This window comes from Serratia silvae, assembly GCF_023282985.1.
In the GTDB taxonomy this organism is placed as follows: domain Bacteria; phylum Pseudomonadota; class Gammaproteobacteria; order Enterobacterales; family Enterobacteriaceae; genus Chania; species Chania silvae.
Window position 1 is genome coordinate 1 of sequence record NZ_JAGQDC010000022.1, and the last position, 25,789, is coordinate 25,789.

Annotated in this window: 20 protein-coding genes and 1 pseudogene; 1 reads left to right on the top strand and 20 read right to left on the bottom strand. The window is 42.5% G+C overall.

Translation table 11 applies throughout. The annotated features are described in order from the left end of the window. The 18 genes and pseudogenes from KAJ71_RS20760 to galU all read right to left on the bottom strand — a co-directional run. Positions 1–249: pseudogene (locus KAJ71_RS20760) on the bottom strand (transposase); the annotation flags it as partial. Between the two features lie 843 nt (positions 250–1,092). Continuing rightward, the gene (locus KAJ71_RS20765) at positions 1,093–2,064 is read right to left on the bottom strand and encodes a glycosyltransferase family 2 protein (RefSeq protein ID WP_248947428.1); all 972 of its coding nucleotides are present in this window, start codon (positions 2,062–2,064) and stop codon (positions 1,093–1,095) included. After that, positions 2,065–2,931, bottom strand: coding sequence for a glycosyltransferase (locus tag KAJ71_RS20770; protein ID WP_248947429.1), 867 nt, complete (start codon positions 2,929–2,931; stop codon positions 2,065–2,067). Positions 2,932–3,052: 121 nt separating this feature from the next. After that, positions 3,053–4,198, bottom strand: a complete 1,146-nt coding sequence (locus tag KAJ71_RS20775; RefSeq protein ID WP_248947430.1) for a polysaccharide pyruvyl transferase family protein — start codon at positions 4,196–4,198, stop codon at positions 3,053–3,055. Positions 4,199–4,242: 44 nt separating this feature from the next. Then, positions 4,243–5,313, bottom strand: coding sequence for a nitroreductase family protein (locus tag KAJ71_RS20780; protein ID WP_248947431.1), 1,071 nt, complete (start codon positions 5,311–5,313; stop codon positions 4,243–4,245). Then, positions 5,310–6,650 carry a flippase gene (locus KAJ71_RS20785; protein WP_248947432.1) on the bottom strand — a complete coding sequence of 447 codons (1,341 nt, stop codon included), beginning with the start codon at positions 6,648–6,650 and terminating at the stop codon, positions 5,310–5,312. Before KAJ71_RS20785 ends, KAJ71_RS20780 begins: the two co-directional genes overlap by 4 nt. Positions 6,651–6,853: 203 nt before the next feature. Beyond that, a complete protein-coding gene (gene rfbD, locus KAJ71_RS20790) occupies positions 6,854–7,708 on the bottom strand; it encodes a dTDP-4-dehydrorhamnose reductase (protein WP_248947433.1) in 855 nt (284 codons plus the stop codon). Beyond that, positions 7,705–8,241, bottom strand: coding sequence for a dTDP-4-dehydrorhamnose 3,5-epimerase (rfbC, locus tag KAJ71_RS20795; RefSeq protein WP_248947434.1), 537 nt, complete (start codon positions 8,239–8,241; stop codon positions 7,705–7,707). The genes rfbD and rfbC overlap by 4 nt, the downstream gene beginning before the upstream one ends. A gap of 1 nt (position 8,242) precedes the next feature. Next, positions 8,243–9,112, bottom strand: a complete 870-nt coding sequence (rfbA, locus tag KAJ71_RS20800; protein ID WP_248947435.1) for a glucose-1-phosphate thymidylyltransferase RfbA — start codon at positions 9,110–9,112, stop codon at positions 8,243–8,245. 19 nt (positions 9,113–9,131) lie between these two features. Next, the gene (gene rffG, locus KAJ71_RS20805; RefSeq protein WP_248947477.1) at positions 9,132–10,199 is read right to left on the bottom strand and encodes a dTDP-glucose 4,6-dehydratase; all 1,068 of its coding nucleotides are present in this window, start codon (positions 10,197–10,199) and stop codon (positions 9,132–9,134) included. 21 nt (positions 10,200–10,220) lie between these two features. Next, a complete protein-coding gene (gene wcaJ / locus KAJ71_RS20810) occupies positions 10,221–11,627 on the bottom strand; it encodes an undecaprenyl-phosphate glucose phosphotransferase (RefSeq protein WP_375540747.1) in 1,407 nt (468 codons plus the stop codon). Between the two features lie 61 nt (positions 11,628–11,688). Beyond that, a complete protein-coding gene (locus KAJ71_RS20815; RefSeq protein WP_248947437.1) occupies positions 11,689–12,591 on the bottom strand; it encodes a glycosyltransferase family 2 protein in 903 nt (300 codons plus the stop codon). Between the two features lie 69 nt (positions 12,592–12,660). Further along, positions 12,661–13,614 carry a glycosyltransferase family 2 protein gene (locus KAJ71_RS20820; RefSeq protein ID WP_248947438.1) on the bottom strand — a complete coding sequence of 318 codons (954 nt, stop codon included), beginning with the start codon at positions 13,612–13,614 and terminating at the stop codon, positions 12,661–12,663. Positions 13,615–13,756: 142 nt separating this feature from the next. Next, positions 13,757–15,931, bottom strand: a complete 2,175-nt coding sequence (wzc, locus tag KAJ71_RS20825; protein ID WP_248947439.1) for a tyrosine-protein kinase Wzc — start codon at positions 15,929–15,931, stop codon at positions 13,757–13,759. A 16-nt stretch (positions 15,932–15,947) separates the two neighbouring features. Beyond that, complete coding sequence (locus KAJ71_RS20830) at positions 15,948–16,382, bottom strand: arsenate reductase/protein-tyrosine-phosphatase family protein (RefSeq protein ID WP_248947440.1); 435 nt, start codon at positions 16,380–16,382, stop codon at positions 15,948–15,950. Positions 16,383–16,412: 30 nt separating this feature from the next. Beyond that, positions 16,413–17,549 carry a polysaccharide export protein gene (locus KAJ71_RS20835; protein ID WP_248947441.1) on the bottom strand — a complete coding sequence of 379 codons (1,137 nt, stop codon included), beginning with the start codon at positions 17,547–17,549 and terminating at the stop codon, positions 16,413–16,415. A gap of 303 nt (positions 17,550–17,852) precedes the next feature. Beyond that, a complete protein-coding gene (locus KAJ71_RS20840; protein WP_248947442.1) occupies positions 17,853–18,749 on the bottom strand; it encodes a sugar phosphate nucleotidyltransferase in 897 nt (298 codons plus the stop codon). A 45-nt stretch (positions 18,750–18,794) separates the two neighbouring features. Continuing rightward, positions 18,795–19,694 (bottom strand): UTP--glucose-1-phosphate uridylyltransferase GalU, encoded by a 900-nt coding sequence (gene galU / locus KAJ71_RS20845; protein WP_248947443.1) that lies wholly within the window; start codon positions 19,692–19,694, stop codon positions 18,795–18,797. Between the two features lie 666 nt (positions 19,695–20,360). On the opposite strand from galU, the gene KAJ71_RS20850 reads away from it, so the two are divergent. Continuing rightward, positions 20,361–21,947: a TerC family protein gene (locus KAJ71_RS20850; RefSeq protein WP_248947444.1), complete on the top strand. Its 1,587-nt coding sequence runs from the start codon at positions 20,361–20,363 to the stop codon at positions 21,945–21,947. An 86-nt stretch (positions 21,948–22,033) separates the two neighbouring features. Here KAJ71_RS20850 and dcuC read toward each other — a convergent pair whose 3' ends face one another. Together dcuC and asmA are read right to left on the bottom strand one after the other, a co-directional pair. Continuing rightward, a complete protein-coding gene (gene dcuC, locus KAJ71_RS20855) occupies positions 22,034–23,392 on the bottom strand; it encodes an anaerobic C4-dicarboxylate transporter DcuC (protein ID WP_248947445.1) in 1,359 nt (452 codons plus the stop codon). A gap of 524 nt (positions 23,393–23,916) precedes the next feature. Beyond that, on the bottom strand, positions 23,917–25,758 hold the full coding sequence (asmA, locus tag KAJ71_RS20860; protein WP_248947446.1) for an outer membrane assembly protein AsmA: 1,842 nt from the start codon (positions 25,756–25,758) through the stop codon (positions 23,917–23,919). Positions 25,759–25,789 lie beyond the last annotated feature (31 nt).

Below are 25,789 nucleotides of genomic sequence, written 5' to 3' on the forward strand. Positions count from 1 at the left end.
GCGGGAGCTTCATTAACGTAAAAATGGAATCAATGAATCCCTGAGCGGCACGTAGCGTGAGGCGAAAGACGCGTTTGAGCATCAGTACGGTGGAAATAGCTAACGTAGAATAACGCTGTGGACGCCCTCGTGAAGCGGTTTTTGGCTCGTCATACCAGGCCTGGATAGCCAGAATGTCAGCGAACCTCGATTGACGAGAGCCTTGTTGTAGGCCGCCCAGTTAGTGATCTTGAACTGTTGCTTTGCCACGGGATACCTCCAGAGGGGCAGGAATGTGGTGATCTGATCCTGATTGCAGTCAGAAGTTCGATTTATTCAACAAAGCCGTAAAAATCCTAAAACAACAAAAAGCGCAGATGGCCAATTAATAATATTAGTTACTTCAACAGTAAGCTCGCGTTTGAAATATTTATTAAACTTAACCTTGAAGACAAAACCTATTACAAGAGAAGTCATACACATAATAACGAAAACGACATGAACTATGTGGTCGCCATTAGTATATAGATCAGAAAGCCCTAAAAATATAGACCAATAACAGATAGGAATGCGAATCCGAAAAGATAAAATGGGTTTAGATATAAAGTATTTATATTTTTATAATGTTAAGTTAAAAAATAGTGATGTGTCTATCTTACATGGATTTAAAGTATTTTCATACAAAGAATATCTAAATAATAGCCCCACTATGTGATTGCCAAATAATATCCAAACAATAATTAACGTGTAAAATCTCAGTTAATTAACTTGGCTACCCATAGTTATGTTCACATTACCTCGCATCTAAAACGATGATCTAGATGCAACTATAAATATACATCCAATTTTAATTCTTGATTGACTCCGACACCATCGATGATGTGAAAAAAGAACTCACGGTCAGCAAACAGTAGATTTCAATCAACACGAATTAGTAACACCTCTATCTTGATAAAATTACGCACGCCAGTATAGTTTTAATACAGAGAGTTTGAGGTAATTGTGACGACATATCTTCATTGTCAACTTAACAATATTACTTAGATCAAAATTAAGTATGTAGAAGATATTCTCCAGTTTAAAAATGGTAACATTAATTTTATAAGCAATGGGTTATCTGATTTTTTTTCCACAAAAAAAAACATACATTAATAAGAACATGATATTCCTAGTATAACCATATTTTCGCACCCTACCAGTAATAAATAAATGTAACCTGTTAAAGAATGATTTATTAAAAGAGCCAATGTACGACTCAAGTGCACATCGATGCGAATCGGAAATATCAATATCAAAGTCAGCTAAAAAAATTTCAGCTTGTTTTTTTGTAGAAGTCAATGACTTTAATGATTTCTCAAAAATATTTTTATTTAACCCATCTTTTATACTGAAAGATTTAGCTCCTACCTGATTGTTGCCATGTTGTCTATACAGAATCAATGCGCTTGGGATAAAGTGAATCTTACCAAATGCTGAAGCTATCAAAGCGATATACCAATCATGCATTATTGACTTTGAAACATTGCAACCTTGTACGATTGTTAATAAAGATTTATTTATTGCCATCACACACCCTGTAACGGAATTACTAACAATTAAATCTGAAAATGTCGGATCTTTATTTATTTTCTGATATGCAAACATTGAAACATTAATTGGTGACAGATTCTTGTCGCTAACACATAAATCAGAATGTAACAATATCGGTAAATCTGAGGTCTCAACTTCGTTAAATTTAGAGATAAAAATTGATATTTTATTAGGCAACCATAAATCATCCTGATCACAAAAAAAAATATAATCTGCAGTTGCGGCCATTATCAAAAAGTTGAAGTTATCTTTTACTCCACCCTTTCTATTTCCGTCCAAAAACCTCACTCTCGAATCTTTTTCACTGTAATCAGATAAGATCGAACTTGTATCATCACTAGATTTATCATCTGATATCAATAGCTGGCAATCAAAGCCCGATAACTTATCAAAATTTAACAATACGGAATTGATTTGCTCGTTTAAAAACTCCGCACCATTATATGCAGCAAGTAATACTTGAATTGTTTTAGTCTTTATCATTGTCATAGCCATTTAATCGGTTCTTTTTTCATTAACAAACTGAACAAAAAATTTAATAAAATGTTTTGCATTCTTTTCTAAAATAGCCCACTTAAGGCCATCGATGATTGATAGTTCTTTCCTTTGATACAAGATTGAGTATTTTACAATGCGGTAATTCTTATCGCCGTAAATCTCTTTATTTCTGTCAACGAGATCGTTTAAAGCATTTAAAAATGAGCAACTTTTTGATACCCGTGTTTCATTTAAACTATGATCATGATGCATTATATATGTTGTATCAGATAAGCGAATGAAATCCCCATAGTTATAAGAAAGCCTTAACCAAGTATCCCAATCTTGTAATCTTTTCGCTCTATCATCGAAACCGCCTATTTCAAGCATTCTACTGGTTAGGGTGAAAATTTGATTTGATGCTGGATTGTCGAAAAGTAAATCCGTAAAATTATAAACAAGCTTAGAATTGAAGTTATAATGAATATTCTCCTCTCCGCCAATGTATCTATTCCTAAAATCACAACATAAAAAAGAATATTTTTCATCCCAGTTATTTACAAATAAAGATATCCTATTAGATGTGAACTCGTCGTCGTCATCAATGCCTGTAATATATTTCCCAGTGGCCGAAAATATTCCTTGATTACGGGTAAAACAAGCGCCCTTATTACTTTCATTTCGCAAGTATTTAATACGCGAATCTGTAGAGATCACCCCCTCCATATACTCCTGAGTACCATCAGAAGAAGCATCATCACAGACTAATATTTCTATATTAGAATAGTCTTGATTTAAAACCGATGTTAAAGCACGTTTTAGCCTATCGACACGATTACATGTGGACAGGTATATGCTAACCTTATCTGTTACTTCGTTATTCATTATAGTATCGACCTTGGGATATACATTACAAGACTAAACAATTCATTAACTCAAAATGGGGAGAATGATAAAAAGAAGGGAATAATCCCTTCTCAACTATAGGTTGTCGTATTATGTAATGTTATTTATCAAGATATTTAAAAACAGCATCCCACATTAACCTGGATTCATCTTTCAATAAACGGCTATTTTCAGTTATAGTTTCAACAATTTGGTTTCTCGATTCACTATCTAATATTAAATCTATTCTTTTAATTATTTCAGCATCACTAATTTTCACATCAACCAAGCCTTCAGGGAAACCATAATCATCGAAAAGCATTTGGTATTTATGACTCCAACCAGTAGCCAATGAAGGAACACCTTGTGATAGTGCACTTACCAAACCATGGAAACGGCTACCAATTGTCCCTGTACAACAACCTAAAATCCCTTTTATCTTCAATGCGTCATTTTCACAAACAATTGGGATATTTCCAACAGCAGTTGAAAGTTGCTTGGCTAACTCTAAATCCTTGTTTCCTTCATGGACTAGAATAAAAGGTTTTGCATCTTTTTCAAGAAGACGTTTAGCACATTTGATAAGGAATGGTAAATATGCAACGCTGTCTTTTTCATTTGTCATATCAACCATTCTGTAGTTCGGAACAATACAGAATTTATTGTTTATAGCATCAAAATCATCGGGAATCACACCTGCTAAAAGGTTAGTAAAATCAGGTCGTTTAATAATATTTTGACGTTGGCCAGCAATATCTACAAGATATCTATATGAAATTTTCTCTCGGGGGAAAACGAGCCCTACGTTTTCAGCTATCGTTTTTATTGAGGAGATAATTTCAGGTGACGTAAATGGACCTAGTGCCTGAGGTAGCATAACTACTTTTGTACCATTTTTTTTCCATCTCAGAACAGATTCAGCAAGATCTGCACTCGCATAATGTCCCCATTGATCGCTGTATGCAAATCCAGCTGCATCGATAACTATATCAACCTCACGGTCTAATACAATTCCATATCTGTCTCTAAGTTTCTTAGGGATAACTCGCAGCGTATCGCCCCATTGAATACGAAATTTTTTAAATGCAGCTTTTGGATAGAAACCAGCTGAAGTTAGTTTATGGAAAGGCTGTGGACCATCTTTATCTGTTGGTTGCATGACATAAGTAGCATCCGGATATTTTTCTTTCATTTTTGTTAATGCTGCATAGAGCATCAACTCGGCACCCTTGTTTATGAACCCAGCCATTCTTATTTCAATAATCATTCTAACTCCAAAATGTAAATAGACTTAATAACCAAAGCAAAATACTAAAACTCTTTCATTAGCACCGAAGATGATTTTTTCTGTGAGTACGGAATCAATCCTTCGTCGCTAGCATAACCAACGGCGATAAGTAGCACAGGACGTTGATCAATAGACAGCCCTATTCTACTTGCCATCTTACGTTCGAATAACTCAATATCAGGCCAGTTTATAGGACACGAACTTAAGCCCATAGTCTCTAACGCCAGCATTAGCTGCATGCTGGCTAATGATGCATCGATATAGATAACATGACGATCCTGTTCAAATGGATACGCCGACAAGTTACCTACTACAACTATCAAAGCCTGTAAGTTACCTGAAAAACCGACCGTCCCCATAGGAATAGATCCGACTTCACGGGCCACATCTTGATTCGTCGTAACGAAGAAGTCAAAGGGTTGTCTATTGCATGCTGAAGGTGCTAGTGATGCTATTTCTATGGCAGCTTCAATTTTTTCTTTTTCGACCGACTGCTCCTTGAACCACCTGACAGACCTACGCTGTATGCAGAGGTCTTTAAATTCTTCATATCTAATACCGCTTAAGCAAATTTCACTTCTACGATATGGGATGCTCAAAGATGACACACTAGGTACCGTGTTGACTATGTTATTAAATTTGCTATAGCTTTGCGCTATCACTTCAGATTTTTCAATATCAACAATTGTAAAATATTCAGTTAATACATCTTTAGCCCACGCCATCTCACATTCATCGGTTGTATTTGCTTCCAAGCAGACCAGGTAATGATCTACCGTTTCAGAAATATATCCTTCAGCAAAAACGTCCCTTCTCGGTTGCATGATTATGCCTTTTTCGAGTCGATGAGTATTTCTGCGCAATAAAGCAGAGCTTATATCGGGAACAGTAAGAGAATTGTTATACTTTACTCTTCCGGTAAGAACTGCCTGGTGTTCTCGGCCAAATTTATCACTAAATAAAAAATAATAAAGTGAACTAAGAAATCTAGATTTAGAAGACTTGATACATAACTTACTATCAATTCGTTGCTTAAATTCTGGAATTTTTTTCTTTATACTGTTGGGGATTATTTTTTTTAAAAGAACTTTCATCTTGAAACTAACCTTATGAAAAATAATACTGGACTTAATAATGATTTTGTCATGACAATCCCCATACCTCTTGTGCGACTAAATATAAAAAGAGAAAAATATGAAGATACAGAATAGGATATTATCGTTGCGACGGAGGCACCAATAGCTCCATATGGAGGAATTAAAAACAGGTTCAAAACAATATTTAATACTGCACCACATAAATGTGTAAGTAATGAAAATCGGAGAAGATTTTCAATCACTAACCATTTGCTTAGTACCGCACGCATAAAAACAAAAACCCCTGCCCATATATGGATGGATAGCACAATTGCACTTTCCGCATATTGTGCACCATATAAAAGATAGATCACAGGCTTCGATAAAAAAGTCACAAGTATGGCTATAACAGCAGCCAAAAGGAATAATCGAGTTGTTAATAATTGCAGAGATTGTTTATATGCTTGACTAGACTCGGCTCTAGCCTTTATTAGCAAAGGAAAAAATGAAGCCATTATGATAGTTGGTAGAAAATACCAGGTTTCTGACAATTTAGCAGCAACTGCATATATTGCTACCTCATCATAGCCTACCATTTTACCGAGCATTATTTGATCAATTTTCAAATAAATTATTTCAGCCACACCTGAAAGAATTAGCCACCATGAACGGCTCAATAAAGATTTGGCGACTGAATAATCAGCATTCCATTTTGATATTCTTCCACCGGTGAGACTGTATATCAATAAAAAGGCAAATCCAGACAAGGCCAACTCACAAGTCTGAATTATTAATATAGTTGATAAACTTGCATCAAAGTAAATTAAAGCTATAAATTTCGTAGTAGAACTAATTAATAAAACACTAAATCGGCCTAACACGGCCATTTTAGAATTTAGTTGAGATTGAAACCAAAAGTCTAGTACTTGAAAACAAGTGAATGTATTAGCTAATGACAGTAGCGTGATCCAGAATAAATTTGAACCACTTACGTTAAAAATATAGTCAATTAAAATTAATATTGCTGCACCAGCTAGAGCACCAAAAAATCTTAATACACAAGTTGTACCTAAAGTGGTAAGTTCCCTGCTTTTGTTCTCCACAAAATCTTTTACAGCTATGGCATTTAAACCAAGGGAAGTTAAAGGAGTCAGAATTACAACAATGGACATTATAAAATTATAAATGCCAAACTCCTCTGTGCCTAAGCCTCTAGCCATTACTACGCTCAAAAGCATGCCTAACACAATAGTTCCAACTCTCTCGCCTAGTAACCATAAGGTGTTCGAGACAGCTTTGCTAGACGCATCTCCTTTTTTATTGAATTTCATTACTTTTTGAATAATTGTTTTCATCACTATTTTTCCCTAAACAATATATTTAAAGCATCTAAAAGATAAAAATGTAAACATTATTAGTGATGAGTCTATTTTATAGACATGCTATATCCGGACCAACTTCTTTGTTGAGAGTTACACGCGCGAATTTATGGCCATAACTTGATATAGAAATGGCCAAAATTAGCAATAGTTATTCTTAGTAGCTTAAAATGGTCAGATTATATTTTGCAGATTATAACATCAAGTGCATTAACCCAATGTGATCTATCTATATTGACAGCATTGATTTTATCACAATTTAAGACTGAATATGCTGGCCTTTTTGCTGGTGTAGGATATTCATCCGTAGATATGCCCTTCACCTCAGGAGAACTAGATAGCCTTCCTTTACAGACCGCAATACTGAAAATTGATTGTGCAAATTCATTCCAAGTTACTTCTTTGTCACCACAAAAGTGATAAACACCGCCTGAAACATTTTTTTGTAATAAATCGATAATGGCTTGTGCAATATCTCCAGCATAAGTTGGGCAACCTCGCTGGTCCGCGACGATACTTAAAGTATCGCGTTCTTTAGCCAAACGCAGCATTGTCTTCACGAAGTTATTGCCATATTCGCTGAAAACCCATGCGGTACGAATAATGATTGCTTCAGGCTGTACTGCGGCGACAGCAGTCTCACCATCTAACTTTGTTAAACCATACACACCAAGTGGGTTGGTTACATCAGTTTCAATATAAGGTGTTGATGCTGTGCCATCAAATACATAATCGGTAGAAACATGCACCAAACGAGCTCCAACCTCTTTTGCCGCAACAGCCAGGTTTTCTGGACCAACTTTGTTAATTAGTGCTGCAAGTTCATGCTCAGTTTCTGCTTTATCAACTGCAGTATATGCCGCAGCGTTAACTATAATATTTGGTTGAAAATTTGCTACAGCTGCTCTTACTGCACTTAAATCAGTAATATCCAGAACGTCAGAATCAGTTGCCCATATTTTCCAGCCTGCTGGCAAGCGATCCTGGAAGCAGCTACCCAATTGCCCTTTAGAACCTGTTAGCAAAACTTTCATTTTGTTAATTCCTTAAAGAGTTTACCAATTTTATCTTTATCTGAAAGCAATGGATTCTCTACAGGCCATTCAATACCAACTTCAGGGTCATTCCACAACAAACAGCCCTCATGAACCGGGTTGTAATAATCGGTGCATTTGTATTCAAAATCGGCAACATCAGAGAGCACAACAAAACCGTGAGCTAAACCAGGTGGAACCCAGAACTGAGCTTTGTTTTCCTCTGAAAGGATCAACCCTTCCCACTCTCCATAGGTCGGCGAATCAGGGCGGATATCCACGGCAACATCGAATACTTCACCACGAACAACCCGAACCAACTTACCTTGCGGGTTTACTTTCTGGAAATGCAAACCACGCAGCACACCTTTTGCTGAGCGCGAATGGTTATCCTGTACAAAATCAAGCTCGATGTCCAACATCTCTTGGTAACGCTTTTTCTCAAATGTCTCGAGGAAGAAGCCACGCGCATCACCAAATACTTTCGGCTGGATAATCTTGACACCGTCTATTCTAGTATTTTTAACTTGCATGCTACTTTTCCCCAATCAAATGCGATAGATACTGACCATAAAGTGTTTTACCTAGCAATTTGGCCTCTTCTGCCACTTGCTCACGAGAAAGCCAGCCTTTACGGAAAGCAATTTCCTCCAAGCATGCCACTTTGAACCCTTGGCGTTTCTCAATGGTATGTATAAATTGTGATGCCTCTACCAAACTATCGTGGGTCCCGGTGTCTAACCATGCAAAACCACGGCCAAGTAGTTCGACATTCAATTTGCCTGCATCAAGATACATCTGGTTGAGGGTGGTGATCTCCAATTCCCCACGGTGAGACGGCTTCACTTGCTTAGCCATCTCTACCACGTTGTTATCATAGAAATAAAGACCGGTTACCGCCCAATTTGATTTAGGCTGTGCAGGTTTTTCTTCTAATGAGAGTGCACGGAAATTTTCATCAAATTCGACAACACCAAATCGCTCTGGATCCATTACCTGATAACCAAACACCGTTGCTCCTGTACCCTGTGCAACAACGTTCTCTAATTTTTTACCGAAGCTCTGGCCAAAATAAATGTTATCGCCCAACACCAATGCACAGCGATCCCCGTTGATGAACTCTTCACCGATCAGGAAAGCTTGTGCCAGACCATCTGGGCTTGGTTGAATTTCGTAGCTTAGATTAATACCGAAACGGCTGCCATCCCCAAGTAAACGTTTGAAGGAAGGCATATCATCTGGGGTAGAGATGATTAGGATATCTCGGATCCCTGCCAACATCAGCACAGAGATCGGATAATAAACCATCGGTTTATCATAAATGGGTAACAACTGCTTAGATACACCACGTGTAATAGGATACAGACGCGTACCAGAACCACCCGCAAGTACAATCCCTTTCATTAGTTATTCCTCAATAAAATTAACGGGTTAATCCCAAGCGCTCGCCAGCATAAGAGCCATCTTTAACACGGCTCCACCACTCTTCATTTGCAAGATACCACTCTACAGTTTTCCGGATACCACTCTCGAAAGTCTCTTGCGGCTTCCAACCCAGCTCCTCGTCAATTTTGGCTGCATCAATTGCATAGCGCATATCATGACCTGGGCGATCTGTAACATAGGTAATCAAATCTTCATACACATTGATACCTGCTGGTTTCGCTGGCACTAGTTCATCCAGCAGTCGGCAGATGGTTTGCACTACTTCAATATTCTTACGCTCGTTGTGCCCACCGATGTTATAAGTTTCACCGATAACACCTTTAGTTACTACGGTATAAAGCGCACGAGCATGGTCTTCTACATACAACCAATCTCGTACCTGAGCCCCATTACCGTATACCGGTAGCGGTTTGCCATCCAAAGCGTTCAAAATAACCAGTGGGATTAGCTTTTCAGGGAAATGGTATGGCCCATAATTGTTTGAGCAGTTGGTGACAATTGTCGGTAGACCGTAGGTACGCAACCAAGCCCGCACCAGATGATCGCTTGATGCCTTCGATGCCGAGTAGGGACTGCTAGGCGCATAAGGTGTCGTCTCAGTAAACAAGTCAGCCGTGCCGTGCAGGTCGCCATAAACTTCGTCGGTCGAGATGTGATGGAAGCGAAATGCCTCTTTCGCGATTGGTTCTAGTGAGTTCCAATATTGTCGTGTCGCTTCCAACAACGTATAAGTACCGACGATATTAGTTTCAATAAATGCAGCAGGCCCATCGATAGAACGATCTACATGGCTTTCAGCAGCCAGATGCATCACTGCATCAGGTTTAAAATCTTTGAATATTCTTTCTAGCTCTTGACGATTACAAATATCGACGCGTTCAAATTTAAAGCGCGTACTATTTGCAATCGTTTTCAAAGACTCGAGATTGCCTGCATAAGTCAAGCTATCCACCACAAGAATATCATCTTTTGTATCGTTAATGATATGGCGCGCAACTGCTGAGCCAATAAACCCGGCTCCCCCAGTAAGTAAAATATTCATAATTGCCTCAAATTAAATCAGCTCTTAATAAGCTGCCTTATTGATAAAACCTTTAATGACAGTCAGGAAGATAATTTTCAAGTCCATCCACAAACTCCAATTTTGGATGTAGTAGAGATCAAACTCAACCCGTTTTTCCATTTTTTCAAGCACATCTGTCTCACCACGCCATCCATTGATCTGCGCCCATCCAGTTATCCCAGGTTTCATTTTATGTCTCAACATATAACCCTTAATTAATTTACGGTACTCTTCATTATGTGCTATTGCATGAGGCCGCGGGCCAACTATCGACATATCACCTTTGATAACATTAATAAACTGGGGTAACTCATCTAATGAAGTTCGTCGTAAAAAACCACCAAAAGGTGTGATCCGTTTATCACCCTTTCTAGCTTGAATCACTTTATCCCCATTTTCCATAACGCTCATGCTACGGAACTTCCATACTTTTATCTCACGTCCATCCATACCATAGCGTGATTGTTTGAATATTATCGGCCCTGGTGAGGTAATTTTAATCACGGCAGCGATGAGCATCAATACTGGAGAAATAAACAATAAAATGCAGATGGAAATTAATACATCCTCCACACGTTTTAGTACCATGTTTACGCCACTCATCGGGGTATCATAAACCGAAATGACAGGCACGCCATATATTGTCTCACTTCGCGAGTGAATAACATTAAATGTAAACACATCCGGTACGAGCATCACAGTGCATGTGCTGTCGGCTAAAACAGAAATAATGTGATTAATAGTCGTCGCTTCCTGCATTGGTAAAGCTATATAGACATGATCTATTTCATTATTTTTTGCCATTCGGATTAAGTCTTCAACATCACCTAATAACTTGACCCTAATTTTCGCATAGTCTTTTATCTCACCATTTGATGAAAAATACCCTAAGATACTTAAACCTAACCATGGAGCATTTTTAAAACTTTCAGCAAGATTGATACCTGCGGGAAGATTACCAAGCATTACAACTTTTCTATTATTGTACCCAGCCTTGCGTAAATATCCAATGCTCATTCTAATGAATGAACGTGATATTGCAAAGAAAAACAAACTAGAAAAAACCCAAATAAAGTAAAATTTTGCGCTTATGTCTATATTATGAATTATCGATATTATTCCAGCCGTGAAACATATGCTCAAAAACCAGTTTCTTAACAGAAATTGAATTTCTAATCTAAAACTCATTCCACGCCAGGAACGATAGAAATCTGTCATGCCTCCGATCATTTGAAATACAACCAGACATATAAGCGCAACAAACCAGTGGGTAATATCGATATTTTGCTGTGTTATATAACCAACAAATAACATACCTAATAACATACCAAATATATCGGAGAATCGCTGGAGCATTGAGATAATTGAAGCATTTGTATGTATAATGCTCCGTTTCATTTTGTTCATTATTTATTACTTTCCTATTATTCAACAATACCTATACGGCACTCCCTGTTTCAATTCAACACTCTTACTGCCAGAATCGTCTATGCATACTTAAATGAGGCACCCAACTTCGTGGAATACGTCTATAATTTAAGCCTAACTTATATGCTGTTATTTTTAGAAAATTGTGCAAAAATGCTCTTGGGATCCATAAAGGGTGGTTTTTCAGAAGATAATTGATTTCTGACATGATAAATTTGCGCCCTTCACCACCTGCATTTCCAAACGATTTCCTGATCCAAGACTCATCATAATGGAATACACCAATATCAAAATAACGTTTAAACTCTTCCATTGGTGTATAATTATGTGAATGATGAACTTGGGCCGCAGCACAATAGCAAACCTTATAGCCTGCCTTTACCGCTTTGGCGGCAAAATACATATCCTCTGATAGAATAGTATTAGATGGAAATCCTCCCAACCTCTCAAAAATTGACTTCCGGTAGGCTGCAAAGGAATTTGATGTAAATACAGATTTTATACCCAATCTTTCGGTATCTTCTAATGAGGTGGTATAACCGATCTCTTTGTAGTTAAAAATCCTAGCATGTATAGCCAATGGGTTAGCATCAACATGAGGCAATTGTCGACCAAAGCTGACAGCAACACTTTCATCGCTAAAAGTTTCAATAATATGTTCTATGAAGCCCTCACAAGGAATGGCATCTTGTGTTAAAAATATGACGATGTCACCATCGGCATGTTCAACAGCTAAGTTTCGTGTTCCGCCATGATTAAATTCTGACGAGTGAATGCCTATAATGGAAAAGCCTGCATCCTCTGCTATCAAGACACTTTGATCTTTACTCTGAGAATCAATTACGATAACTTTTGTAGTTGGAGATACATTTTCTGAGATTTTTTTCGCAACCAGCCTCCATATATTTCCACCATTATATGTTGGGACCACAATCGTTATTTTCATTAACAAATTCCTAATTGCGTAAGCAAGACAAAAGATATTATAAAATAGCTAACCTAAGGATGAATGAGCCTATATTTTTCCTTTAAAGAAAAATATAGTAGCATAAAGTAAAAAAAGAATTTTCCTTTTACCTGTTGACTCACATGCCACCCCCCAGCGGAGTATATTTGTGAGACCATTGCCTTTTGCATATACATTAGCATAATGATACTTGTCATCTTTCTTACATAAATATTTTAGAAAGTGATCTTTTTGTTCTAATCTTTCTGTAAACGAATCTCTATAGTTGCTAATAGTGTCTTTTAGCATAAATAATTTTTTAATCGTGCTTACTCTGCTGGCACCAACTACATTATTACCATGCTGTCGATACAGCATAAGAGCCTCGTCAACAACACCTATTCGTCCCAATGATGCAGCAGTTAATAAGAACCACCAATCGTGCATCAGCCAACCTTTGGTGCTTTTAATATCAATATTTTCAACTAATGCTTTGTTAAAAATACAAACACATCCTGGCGCAATATTATTGAGGAATAAATGCCCTAGTTCACAGGCCTTAGGTAAGGTAATCTTATTAAAAGCTATAAATGATGGATGTGTTTCATTTAATTTTTCATCCACTATCTTTAAATCTGAAAATGCCAGCAAAGGAGTGCCACCTCCATGTTCGGCTTCCATATCAAGGATTTTTTTATGCATTACTTTTATTTTATGTGGCAACCAAAAATCATCTTGATCGCAAAACATAATATAATCACCGGTAGCATATGATAATCCATGCATAAAATTATTGACAACACCGATGTTCTTACTGGTTTTATATAAGCTGATAAAATCGTAGTTGTTTACGTATTCACTTACTATATCAAGCGTCTCATCTGTTGAACCATCATCAGTAACGATAATTTCCTTGATAGTTGATAGGAATCTTTCGCTACTTAATATACTCTCCATTTGTTCAGCAACATATTTTCCACCATTATATGTAGCAATAACAATACTTACTTTTTTATCTACCATCGCAGGGTTCATTTGAACATTAACTCTTAACCCATCTAAGAATCAACACTCCACAACTAAGATTGATAATTATTAGATGTATTTGTTAAAAAATTCAAAGCCTCCTTAAATTAACTGGAGGCTTTGCTGTTTAACTCAAATACTACTTTGATTTATAACTATAATCATAATAATCATAACCATAGTTATAATAATTTGATGCTTTCCTAACAACTGCGTTAAGTATTACGCCCTTGATTTCGATACCGTTTTGAGCAAACCGTCTAATGCTGACATCAACCTCTTTTGGACTGTTGAGTTCAAATCTAGCGACCATTAATGCCGTACCTGCGTGTTTGCCGATTATTGCCGCGTCGGTAACCGCTAATATTGGTGGAGTATCAATAAGTACTAAATCATAATTATCACTAGCCCATGCCAATAATTCGCTAAAACGTTTATGCATCAACAGCTCTGATGGATTTGGCGGTACCTGTCCTCTGGAGATAAAATCAAAACTGGAACTTTTTGTTGTCTGGATAGATTCGGTGATAGATATATTGCCAGCCAATATATCTGAAAGCCCATTCTTCCCTCTGGCACCAATCAAATCATGTGCATAGCCTTTGCGCATATCACTATCGATGAATAAGACCCTTTGTCCCGCTTGTGATACAACCGCTGCCAAGTTTGCGCTAATGAATGTTTTACCAATACCAGGGCTCGCACCTGAGATCATCAAAATATTATTTTTGGCTTCCATCATCGCGAAATGTAAACTTGTGCGCAAACTACGAATAGCTTCTATCGCTAAATCTGCGGGGTTGCCAAATGCTAATAATGTATTGGCATCAGTATTAGTTTTTCTTCCTTTTGATTTGTTAAAAAGATCCAAATCTTTTTTACGTTGCCATTCAGAAAGAGGCACGCTTGCATACACATTTATGCCTAGCTCTTCTAACTGTGCAGGGCTCTCAATGCCCCTATGTAAAAACGAACGTAATAATATATAGCCAATAGAAAGCATACCACCGAGAATAATACTTAGCACCAAGATAATCATCTTCCGCGGTTGCACAGGACTAGCCTGAGTGACCGCATGGTCAATAATGCGAACATTTCCTACCGTGCTCGCCTTAGCAATATTCAGTTCCTGCTCTTTATTCAGCAACTGCATATATACTACTTGGCCAGACTCTACATCACGACTAAGGCGTAAAATCTCCTGTTGTGTCTCGGGCATAGAATTTACGCGTTTGTTCAGTTTATCTCGTTGTGACTCTAACGTTTTGCGCTTTTCCAGCAATGCACGATACGAAGGGTGTTCTTTAGTATACAACTTAGATATATCTGACTCTTTAAATGTTAATTCATTTAATTGGCTATCAATAGAGACTATTGAGTCTAATACGGATTTTGCTTCAAGCGACAAATCAACAGAGTCTTTTTTCTGTCGATATTGATTTAGCTTCTCTTCAGACGTATCTAATGCAGTACGAATTTTTGGCAACTGTACTTTTAAAAACTCAAGACTCTTGGCATCTTCTTCTGATTTTCTTTCAACGTTCTGCTCTAAATAGTTCTGAATGATACTATTGAGTACATTCTTGATATTGTCAGGGTCAGTGCCAGTTAAAGTTAAACCAAGTACTCCAGTATCTTTACCCTTATCAGCCACATCAAATTGGTCAAGCAATTGATTAATTGAGCTTAACTCTGTATTTAGTGTTACAGTAAACTGAGTTCCTATTTCGGCATCAGTTTCGCTTACAAGGATCGTAAAACCTTTATTCTCTATTAAGACACCAATTTTCCCCTCAGCTACAACATCCCCGTCCCGACTGACAGTATAGTTTTCCGCATCTTCAATAGTAACAATTATCGTTGGATCTTGCTTCCAATCATCTGGCATCGATAACTTTGATACAATTAGGCGTCCTGACTTTTGCTCTGTTAACCGTGCTAAACCCTTTCCAAAAATTGGAAAATATTTTTGTTGGACAACAATACGTAAATTCAAGTCATCAATGGTTTTACTGAGAATCATTCTAGACTTTAGTAATTCAATTTCTGGCGCAGATGCAGGCTGTCCATTTGGTAAGATCTGATTGATATTATTAAGCAGCGAATTACCAACATTTTGTTCGACTTGAACCATCGCATCAGTACGGTACACAGGTGTAGCAAATAGGCAATAGAAAATACCCAAGGTCAAGAATGTCGCAGTAACGCCAATAATCAGCCATCGACTATCAATCAACTCGCCTAAGAGACGCCCCAAATCTATTTCGTCTGACTTTTCGCTTCCCGAATTATTTACTCTATTTTTTTCTGACATTGGAAATCCTGACTGGCTATCGGCTTAAGGCTTTAGCCCACTTTTGGGCTGATTCATCAAGAAGGCGGTACACATATTCAAACGCTTCGCGGCTCTGACGGTAAGGATCTGCAATTTCACATTGCTCCAACCAATGGCCAAATAACATAGTTTTCCCTCTGACTTCAGGCGCAAAGCGGCAAACTGCATCAATATGTTTTTTTTCCATTACAAGGATCAAATCATATTCACGGCATATGGAACTTGTTAATTGGCACGCATTATGACCCTCAAGGGATACCCCATGCTGAGCCGCCACCTCTATCGCCATTGCATCTGCAGGTTTGTCTACCAATGCACCAACCCCAGCAGAACCAACCTTTTTATTAGGCAACGCTTTTTTCAGCAGCCGTTCCCCCGTAGGAGAACGGCAGATGTTACCAACACATACAACCAAAATTGAATTAAACATAATTGTTACTCAGTCTAGCTATAATGACGACTATGGCCAATTACGAACACGCAATGCACCTTCGCTCAGGTTATTAAATCCTGTAATTGTCGGCACTAACTGCATGATCAAACGGTTCCAACGCGCAACAGGCGCTGTAGTAACATAAACGATATCATACGGCTGTAACTGGAATTCTGTACCCATTACCAACGCTGTCGCGTCAGACGCATTTAACTGATAAATACTGGCAAGCTTACTTCCTTCAGTACCACGTAGTGGGCGAATAACAAAAATCCCAGTTGCATCCGATACCGTCTGGTCCACACCCTGAGCATTACCCAGCGCTTCAGTTAACGTCATGCCGCTGCGATCCATCTTCAGCGTAGTTTGCTGTTTGACTTCACCCATAACGAAGACTTTCAGATCGTCATTACGCGGAACATAAAGAATATCACCAGGATAAAGCAGATGGTTCTGCATCAGGTCGCCCTTTTGCATCAATGCTTGCAGGGAAATACGCTGCTCTTTACCGTTCTGGGTTAACACTACGTTGCGCCAATCTGCATTCTCTGCAAGGCCACCTGCTGCGTTGATTGCATCCATAACGGTTAAAGGCACGTTGGTAATCGGTTGTTGGCCTGATTTTGCTACCTCGCCCGTCACATAAGCTTTCTGCGAACGGAAGGCAGCAATACTCACATCAACCTGTGGGCTTTCGATATATTGTGCCAAACGACCGGCAATATCATTACGTACCTGGCTAGCGGTTTTCCCCGCAACCTTCACCTTACCTATATACGGATAGAAAATTGTGCCATCAGAGTTAACCCAGTTACCGGTATCACTGGCACTACGGTATTGACCAGCCGGGGTTGTCAATTCAGGATGATCCCAAACGGTCACCATCAGTACATCACCCACACCAATGCGGTATTCATAACTTTGCAGGTCACGTTCCAAGGCTGGGTTGTTCTGCGCGACAACGGGTTTTGGACGCATTTTGTCAACCAAACTCGGTGTCATTGGGTAAATATTCACCAACTTGTCCAAGTCAAAATTGCTATCTTCCTGCTTAACAACGTTTTTCCCGCCGGTAGAGAGGTGTGAGCCAGGTACTACGGTACAACCGCTGATCACACTGATCGATACCAGTAGCGGTATCAGCTTCCATTGTTTCTTTGCCATCGAATTTTCATCACTTTCAAAGTAAGTAAACTTGCAACGCTAAGCCCCTGGCCAACCATGGCCGCCTGGGACGGTGCTTAGCAAAATTTTTTTGTTTGCGCTATGTATAGATATCCAGCGATTCATGCATGAAAGCACTCGTTGAGCAAACGTTGAGCCTGGATTTACTAAGATGCTGTTATCAAGCGCATGCACCAGGAGTGTTTTCATGTGCGAGCGGTCTCGGATAAGTCAAAAGGCCCGCCGAGATTTCCGCAGGCCTATAACTATAAAGATTTTTCTGCTATTTTTCAGTACAAATTACTACAATTTTAGCTTCTCGGCCCATTCACGGAAGGCTTTGCCCTGCGTTGGGTGGCGTAGACCATAGGTCACAAAGGCCCGGAGATAGCCTAGTTTTTCACCGCAGTTGAACGATTCCCCTACCAGCTCCATCGCTTCTACCGTCTGTTGTTTCAGTAGTTCGCCAATCGCATCAGTCAGTTGAATACGGCCCCAGGCGCCTGGTTGAGTTTTTTCCAAAAACGGCCAGATGTCGGCAGAGAACACATAACGGCCAACAGCAGAATAATTGGATTTCAGTTTCACTTCACGGCTTGGCTTCTCAATGATCGAAGTCATGCGTGAGCTTTCCCCTGGTTTTAGGGTCGTGGTCTCACATTCCGCCACAGAGTAGTCATACAGCACATTTTCATCCGCAGCCTGCACCAATACCTGGCTCAGCCCGGTATCTTCGAAGCGGGCAACCATATGCGCCAGGTTGTCTTTGCGCATGTCAGCCTTGGCGTCATCCAGCAATACGTCTGGCAGCACTACCACAAAAGGTGAATCACCTACCAATGGTTTGGCACACAGTACCGCATGCCCCAACCCTTTCGGCTGCCCTTGGCGGATGTGCATCAGGGTTACGCCTTTCGGCGTGATGGATTTAACTTCATCCAGCAGCTGACGCTTCACACGCGCTTCAAGCATCGCCTCAAGTTCATAAGACGTGTCGAAATGGTTTTCGATCGCGTTCTTGGAGGAGTGGGTAACCAGAATGATTTCCTTGATCCCGGCAGCCACGCATTCGTTGACGATGTATTGGATCAACGGCTTATCGACAATCGGCAACATCTCTTTCGGGATCGCCTTGGTCGCAGGCAACATGCGCATACCCAGACCAGCAACAGGAATGACGGCTTTCAACTTCTTCGACATGGTGTTCCTCTTAAAATCTTGTGGTCGTGCTAACCGGCTCAGGCATTACTTGCTGTTCAGGGTCTGCTTCACCCACTGGGTGAAGTTTTCGCCCTCGGATGGGTGGCGCAGGGCATACTGTACAAACGCCTTCATATAGCCCAGTTTATCACCGCAGTCATGAGATTTGCCGCTCATATGGAAGGCTTCCACCGTTTCCTGCTCCATCAGCATGGCAATGGCATCGGTCAGTTGGATTTCATCACCTGCGCCCGGAGGCGTTTTCTCTAACAACGGCCAGATATCGGCAGAGAGGACATAGCGCCCGACCACGGCCAAGTTAGATGGCGCATCTTCCCGCGCAGGTTTCTCGACCACCGCAGTCATTGGCGTACTTGCACCTGCGGCTAACGCCACACCACCGCAATCGACCACACCGTATTTGGAAACATCTTCTTCCGGCACGGGTTCAACCATAATTTGGCTAAAGCCAGTTTGCTCGAAGCGCTGGATCATTTTGGCCAGGTTTTCTTTCTGCAGATCGGCGGTTGAGTCATCCAATAACACGTCTGGCAGCAGCACTACAAATGGGTTATCCCCTATCATCGGTTGAGCACATAACACTGCATGGCCCAGCCCTTTGGCTTGCCCCTGGCGCACCTGCATCACCGTTACGTCTGGTGGGCAGATACTCTGCACTTCGGCAAGCAGCTGGCGTTTTACCCGAGCTTCCAACATCGCTTCCAGTTCAAAGGAGGTATCAAAGTGGTTTTCAATCGCGTTCTTCGATGAGTGCGTAACCAGTACGATATCCTTGATGCCGGCCGCTACACACTCGCTCACGATGTACTGAATCAATGGCTTATCGACCACGGGCAGCATTTCTTTAGGGATTGCCTTGGTGGCGGGCAGCATACGAGTGCCCAAACCTGCTACTGGGATAACGGCCTTCAATCTTTTTTGCATAAATTTTTTCCACCGACAAATAACAAGTAAGTGTAACAGAGCCAGGAAAAGGGGTTAGCCTAACGCATCAATGAATTTTTAATTTAAAAATCAATTAATTACATTATTAAAATACCATTTTAGGCACGCTACCGCCCTTGGCTTGCAGCTACCAATGCACTGTAGACAATATTTGAACTGACAAGCGCGCATTCGACTTCGCGCTTGTAGATGAACCCGAGGTTCTGTTCAGAATTTAATGAGCGGCAAGTCGCTGAGTAGGGAAAAGGCGGTGCCTTCCTGGCCCAAGTGGTCAGTCTTGCTATCATTTATAGGATGCCAAGATTCTTATACTATTGACCCAGTGAAACAAGTCTTAGTGGCTTCAATAAGACCTTTTCAGAATAAGACTACTGATGACACTCGATTTTTAAGATTTTACTCGTTTAACCACTTTATAACAAATTGATTATTATAAAGATTATCTAAGTGCAGGATTTATAAGCAGCTATTTGTTCTACGTTTTCTGGTGTTCGCCTCTAATGACAAGTTCCCAACACTGTTTAGTTATTTTACTAACATAAATTACCTACACCCAGTGCAGATTTTGAGTTGAAATCCCCTTCCTCAGCGTCCATCATTCTCAATGCGGTATAAGCCGTCGAACTAAAAGGTGAAATTAGGCGTATGGAATGGATCGCAGATCCAACAATTTGGGCCGGCTTGGCCACCCTGGTTGTACTGGAAATCGTACTGGGTATTGACAACCTGATATTTATCGCCATTTTGGCGGAGAAATTACCTAAAAAACAACGTGATAAAGCCCGTATTGCCGGTCTTTTACTGGCGCTGGTGATGCGCCTGCTGCTACTTGCCTCGATCTCCTGGCTAGCCACCCTGACCAAGCCGCTATTTGTGGCCATGGGGCACGCTTTCAGTGGCCGCGACCTGATAATGTTGGTCGGTGGTGTCTTCCTGCTGTTCAAAGCCACTATGGAGCTGAACGAGCGGCTGGAGGGTAAAGACGAGGAACATCATGGGGCACGCAAAGGAGCGCGTTTCTGGCCGGTGGTCGCGCAGATTGTGGTGCTGGATGCCGTCTTCTCGCTGGATTCGGTGATCACCGCAGTCGGGATGGTCGATCATCTGGCCGTGATGATGATCGCGGTGTGTATCGCCATTGGTTTGATGTTGCTGGCCAGCAAACCTCTTACGCGCTTTGTGAATGCTCACCCAACCATTGTTATTCTGTGCCTCAGCTTCTTGCTGATGATTGGTTTCAGCCTGGTGGCCGAAGGCTTTGGCTATGCCATTCCGAAAGGCTATCTCTACGCGGCTATCGGTTTCTCAGTGATGATCGAAGCCTTGAACCAGTTTGCCCAGTTTAACCGCCGCCGTTTCCTTTCCAAGGTACGGCCTTTGCGTGAGCGTACCGCAGAGGCCGTATTGCGCATGTTAAGCGGCAAGCATGAAGAGGCCGAGATAGACAGCCATTCAGCGCATCTGCTGGCAGACAGCTATAACGAGAATGGCGAAATCTTCAACCAGCAGGAACGCCATATGATCGAGCGGGTGCTGGGCATGGCGCAGCGCACCGTCAGCAGTATCATGACTTCGCGCCACGATGTGGAATACCTGGGGCTTAACGGCCCGCTGGATAAATTGACGCAGCTATTGGAGAAAAACCAGCATACGCGCATCGTGGTAACCGAAAATAGTGCCAGCGATGAACCATTAGGGGTGATCCACACCATTGATGTGCTGAAGCAGCAGTTGCAGCAATCACCGCTGGATCTGCGCACCTTGGTGCGCCAGCCACTGATCTTCCCGGAGCAGTTAACGTTGCTGTCTGCGTTGGAGCAGTTCCGCCAGGCTAAAACCCACTTTGCATTTGTGGTGGATGAGTTTGGTTCGGTCGAAGGGGTGGTGACCTTAACCGACGTGATGGAAACCATCGCCGGTAATCTGCCAGAGGCCGATGAAGAAGTTGATGCGCGTCATGATATCCAGCAAACCACGGAAGGCTACTGGATTGCCAATGGCCATATGCCGCTGGAAGATCTGGTGCTGTATGTACCACTGCCGATAGAGGAAAAGCGGGAATACCATACCTTGGCTGGTTTGCTGATGGAGCATTGCCAGCGCATTCCACGTGAAAGTGAGCAACTAAAGATCGGCGACTATCTGTTTGAACCGTTGGAAATCAGTAGTCACCGCATCGTGAAGGTGAAGATAACGCCGTTAGTGACACCTAACGAAGAGGACGAGGAGTAAAACGTTGCTGGGCACCCGCTTGAGGTGCCCAGTTCAGATTGATCTCAAAACGGGCACAACACATACAGCGCCCCTACCAGCATTGCTTAGAGGTGCACTGGCACCAGCAACTCCGTAGCAACAATCACCACCACCAGCCCAACCATTACCGGTACCGAGGTGCGTTTCACCACTTCGAACGGTGAGATTTTTGCCATACCGGAAACCGCCACCACCACGCCAGAAACCGGCGAGAGCGTACGGCCCAGGTTAGAGGCTTGCAGCATCGGGATCACCAGGTAAGCCGGGTTAACCCCCATTTGTGCTGCCAGTTTCGGGATCAGCTCGACAAACGCATAGAATGGCGCATTACCAGAACCAGTCGTCATCGCCGCCAGCATAGTGATCACCACCAGCACCAACATCATGATGATACCACCGGTGCCAAACGACTGTGCCAGGCTGATCAAGCCGCTGATAAAACCAACGGTGCTCAAGCCTTGGGCGAATACCCCTGCCGCCACCAACAACATCACCACGCTGGCGAATGCATCAGCCATGCCGCGGTATGCCACTTCCAAACCGGTAAACACCGCTTTGGCGTTGAAGCTACGGAGAAACTCAATCACCGCAGCTATGAACATACAAATCACCAATACGGTAATGATGTGCAGCTCCGGCCCCCATTTGCCATCAAAGACCAGCACCCCCAGGATCGGGGTAAAAGGCAAGATGGCGTAAAAACCGGGCGCATTGGTGGTGATTTCACTCACGTCCATAATATGGTGCTGTTCGTTGGCCTTGCGGTCGAGATAGCGCTGCCAGAAGAAGTGGGCAATCGCCATACAGATAATGGCGGCGATGGAGATTGGTAGCGTGGTTTTAAAGGCGAAATCCACCAGCGGCATTTCGGCCGCCTTGGCTGCCAGCACCACATCACCTGAAGTAGGCGAAAGAATAATGGCTGCAGGAGAAGCACAGATAGCCGCCGCCGCACCACGGCTGATCCCCACATTAACCATCAGCGGGAACAGCGTTGCCATCAGTAGCACCCCCAGCCCTGTCGCCGAAGAGACGGCCAGTGACATCAGGCAGGCTACAAAATAGGCCGCAATCATCAGCAAATACGGGGAGTTGATCATCTGCAACGGGCGGGATGCCAGCTTTACCACCACGTCATTGGCGCCAATGTGCGTCATATAAGCGGCGAAGCCACACAGCATCATGATCATCATGCCGAGATCACCACCGCGGCTCATCAGCAGGATTTTGACATATTCGAAAATATCGGTGGCGCGCCAGCCGGTTGAAGTCGCACTGGCGGGCAGCAGATTTTTGCCCATAAATGCACTCACCGCCAGCAGTACCAGGCCGCCAACCATTAACACCCCAGTGGCTGAATAGCCTTTGATGATATAGCGGCCAACGAACACCGCCACCAAGGCTCCAATCAGAAGTTCCATCATTATTCCTCGATTTAATTATTTTATTTCAGCTCATCGCCCGATAGCAGCCGAATAACGCCACACTCTGCCGAAAATCAGGACAGGATATTATGACATTCATCAAGGTTGCAGGGGGAAACTATCAACAAATAGTGAATTTCCAAGCCAGGTCGCTTCGGCGAAAGCCTTCCACCTGGTCGGTAGATGCCGGAGGCGGTAACCAGACCGCGCAGAGCAAACAAACTGGCCGTCAAGCAGGAAACCAATTGATTTAATTCAACAAATTAAATTCCCTCCCCCTGTCTTATATACTGCCTGCACAACATTGTGATCATGATTTGAATTTGTATGTTTTTAAATCAATTGTTAATGGTGTGTGATTTTGATCAAATAAATGTTTTCTCCAGTTTGGAGATATGACTAAAAATGTTCACGTTGTCATTTTGATTATTTAATTTAAAGCTAGTGATATTGGTCACGTTGGCTCGGGGGGCAAACCCGCGCTCATCCAACCTAAAGAGAGCGCGGGCAGCGTTTGATAAGGTTTACAGCTTATTGAGCAGCTTTTTCAGATCCTGGCCATCCTGGGAGCCTTTATTCTTGTCTGCCCACTTGTTCAAGGCGTCTTTGGCACGATCCTGCAACTTTTTACGCAGGAGTTGATCGACCTGCAACTGATAATTGAGCTGATCCCACGGGCCGTAGACGCGCAGTGGGATCGGCGTTTCACGCAGTTGTGCGATCAGCGTATTGTTGCCCTGCCAACCTCCTGTTACCAGTACGTTCATAGTTAAATCGCACTGTTTTCGAGGCATATCCAGCGTACCGTTGCCAGTCAGGCTCATCACCGGTGACTCTGCCTGTAGCTCGCTGAGCGTGATCTGCCCCTTGCTTAAGCTGGCCTTGGCGCTCATTTGTTGCACTGCGGTGTAGCGCTGGTAGTTATCCTCACCACGTACGCTACTGTCATTACGTACCACAGCTTGCTGGATAAGCTGTTGAATATTCAAACCATGAAGCTGCGCATTCTGCATGGACAGTTCCGCCGTCCCTTGCCAGCGGTGCTCGAACGCCGTGGCGTTGAGGCGATCACCGCTCAAATCGCCCTGCATGTTAAACGTGCCGGTCAGCGCCAATGGCATGTCGAAGGCCTTGAGTACCTCACCCAGCTCAATGTGCCGTAACTGCGGCTGCAGTTTAATCAGCGGTTTATCAGCCCGCGCATCCATCGAGCCTGGTAGGGAGAAATCACCGCCGGCCAACTTGCCAGACAGCGTAGCCACCGTCATTAAACCCTGTTGGTTGCTTGCCTGCACCGCCAGTTGATTAACCGACATCCCACGATAAGTGACCTGATCCGCCTTCAGCTTGAGCTGCGCGTTGAAGTCACGTAACACCTGTAAATTCTGTTGCTGATCGTCCGCCTGGTTGGCGATCACCGGGGATGCGGTCACCGGCGGCGGCAGCTTCTCCTCATCAGGGGTTTTTGTCTGCCAGCCCGAGAGCGCATCCAGATTGAGTTGTGTGGCGCTGAGATCCAAGGTGTAAGCAGGCACTGGCCCGAGCTGCGCGCTAGCACTCCCAGTCAACTGGCTATCATTGGCACTGAGCATCAGTTGGTTCAAGACAATCTGCTGCGAAGATTGCTGATAAACCGCCTGTACGCTCCCTTCCCCCTTGATGGCACCGGCAAGAATATCTGCGCCCTCAAGCTGATAGCTAAACTGCGTGACCTGCGCGCCTATCTGGCGGGGAAACTGTTGCAGATCGAGATTGGCCGCCAGGTTGAAACTCAGATCGCGTTGGTCGCGATTCACCCGGCTGGAAAGCTCTATCTGCGCCTGATGCTTGTCATTCTGCTGCAGGGTCAGATTGATATCGCGAACGTTAATCTGCTCGTTGTTGGCTCGTTGCCAGATCAGCAGGCTGTCCACCACCCGCAGGTTGTCGATATCAAATTTCCACAGGGATCCCGAGCTATCATCCGCCTGGTTACCACCGGGGGCGATAGGGGCATCAGGCTGGTTTCGCTCTGCGCTGTCGGGGGTCAGGCGGATAACGGCATTTTTCAGCATCACCTGCTTAACGTAAAGCTGGTGGGAAAGGAGCGGCAGCAGTTTGACATCCAAACGCATATTATCTGCGCTGACCGCCGGAGCCGCTGCCCCTGGTGCCGTCAGCGTCATTCGCCCGGCAAGAATGCTCAACTGTGGCCAGACATGCCAACGAAGGTCGCCTTCCAGCGTCAAATGATAGCCGCTGCTCTGCTCAACCTTCTTGATCATATAGCCGCGGAAATCATTCGGATTAACCAACAGTACCAAGGCAGACATCCCTGTCACCAACACCACCAGCAAAATCACCAAAGTCGTCAGTAGTCTTCTCATGCCATCCTCGTGTCAGCGTAATACCGGTTCG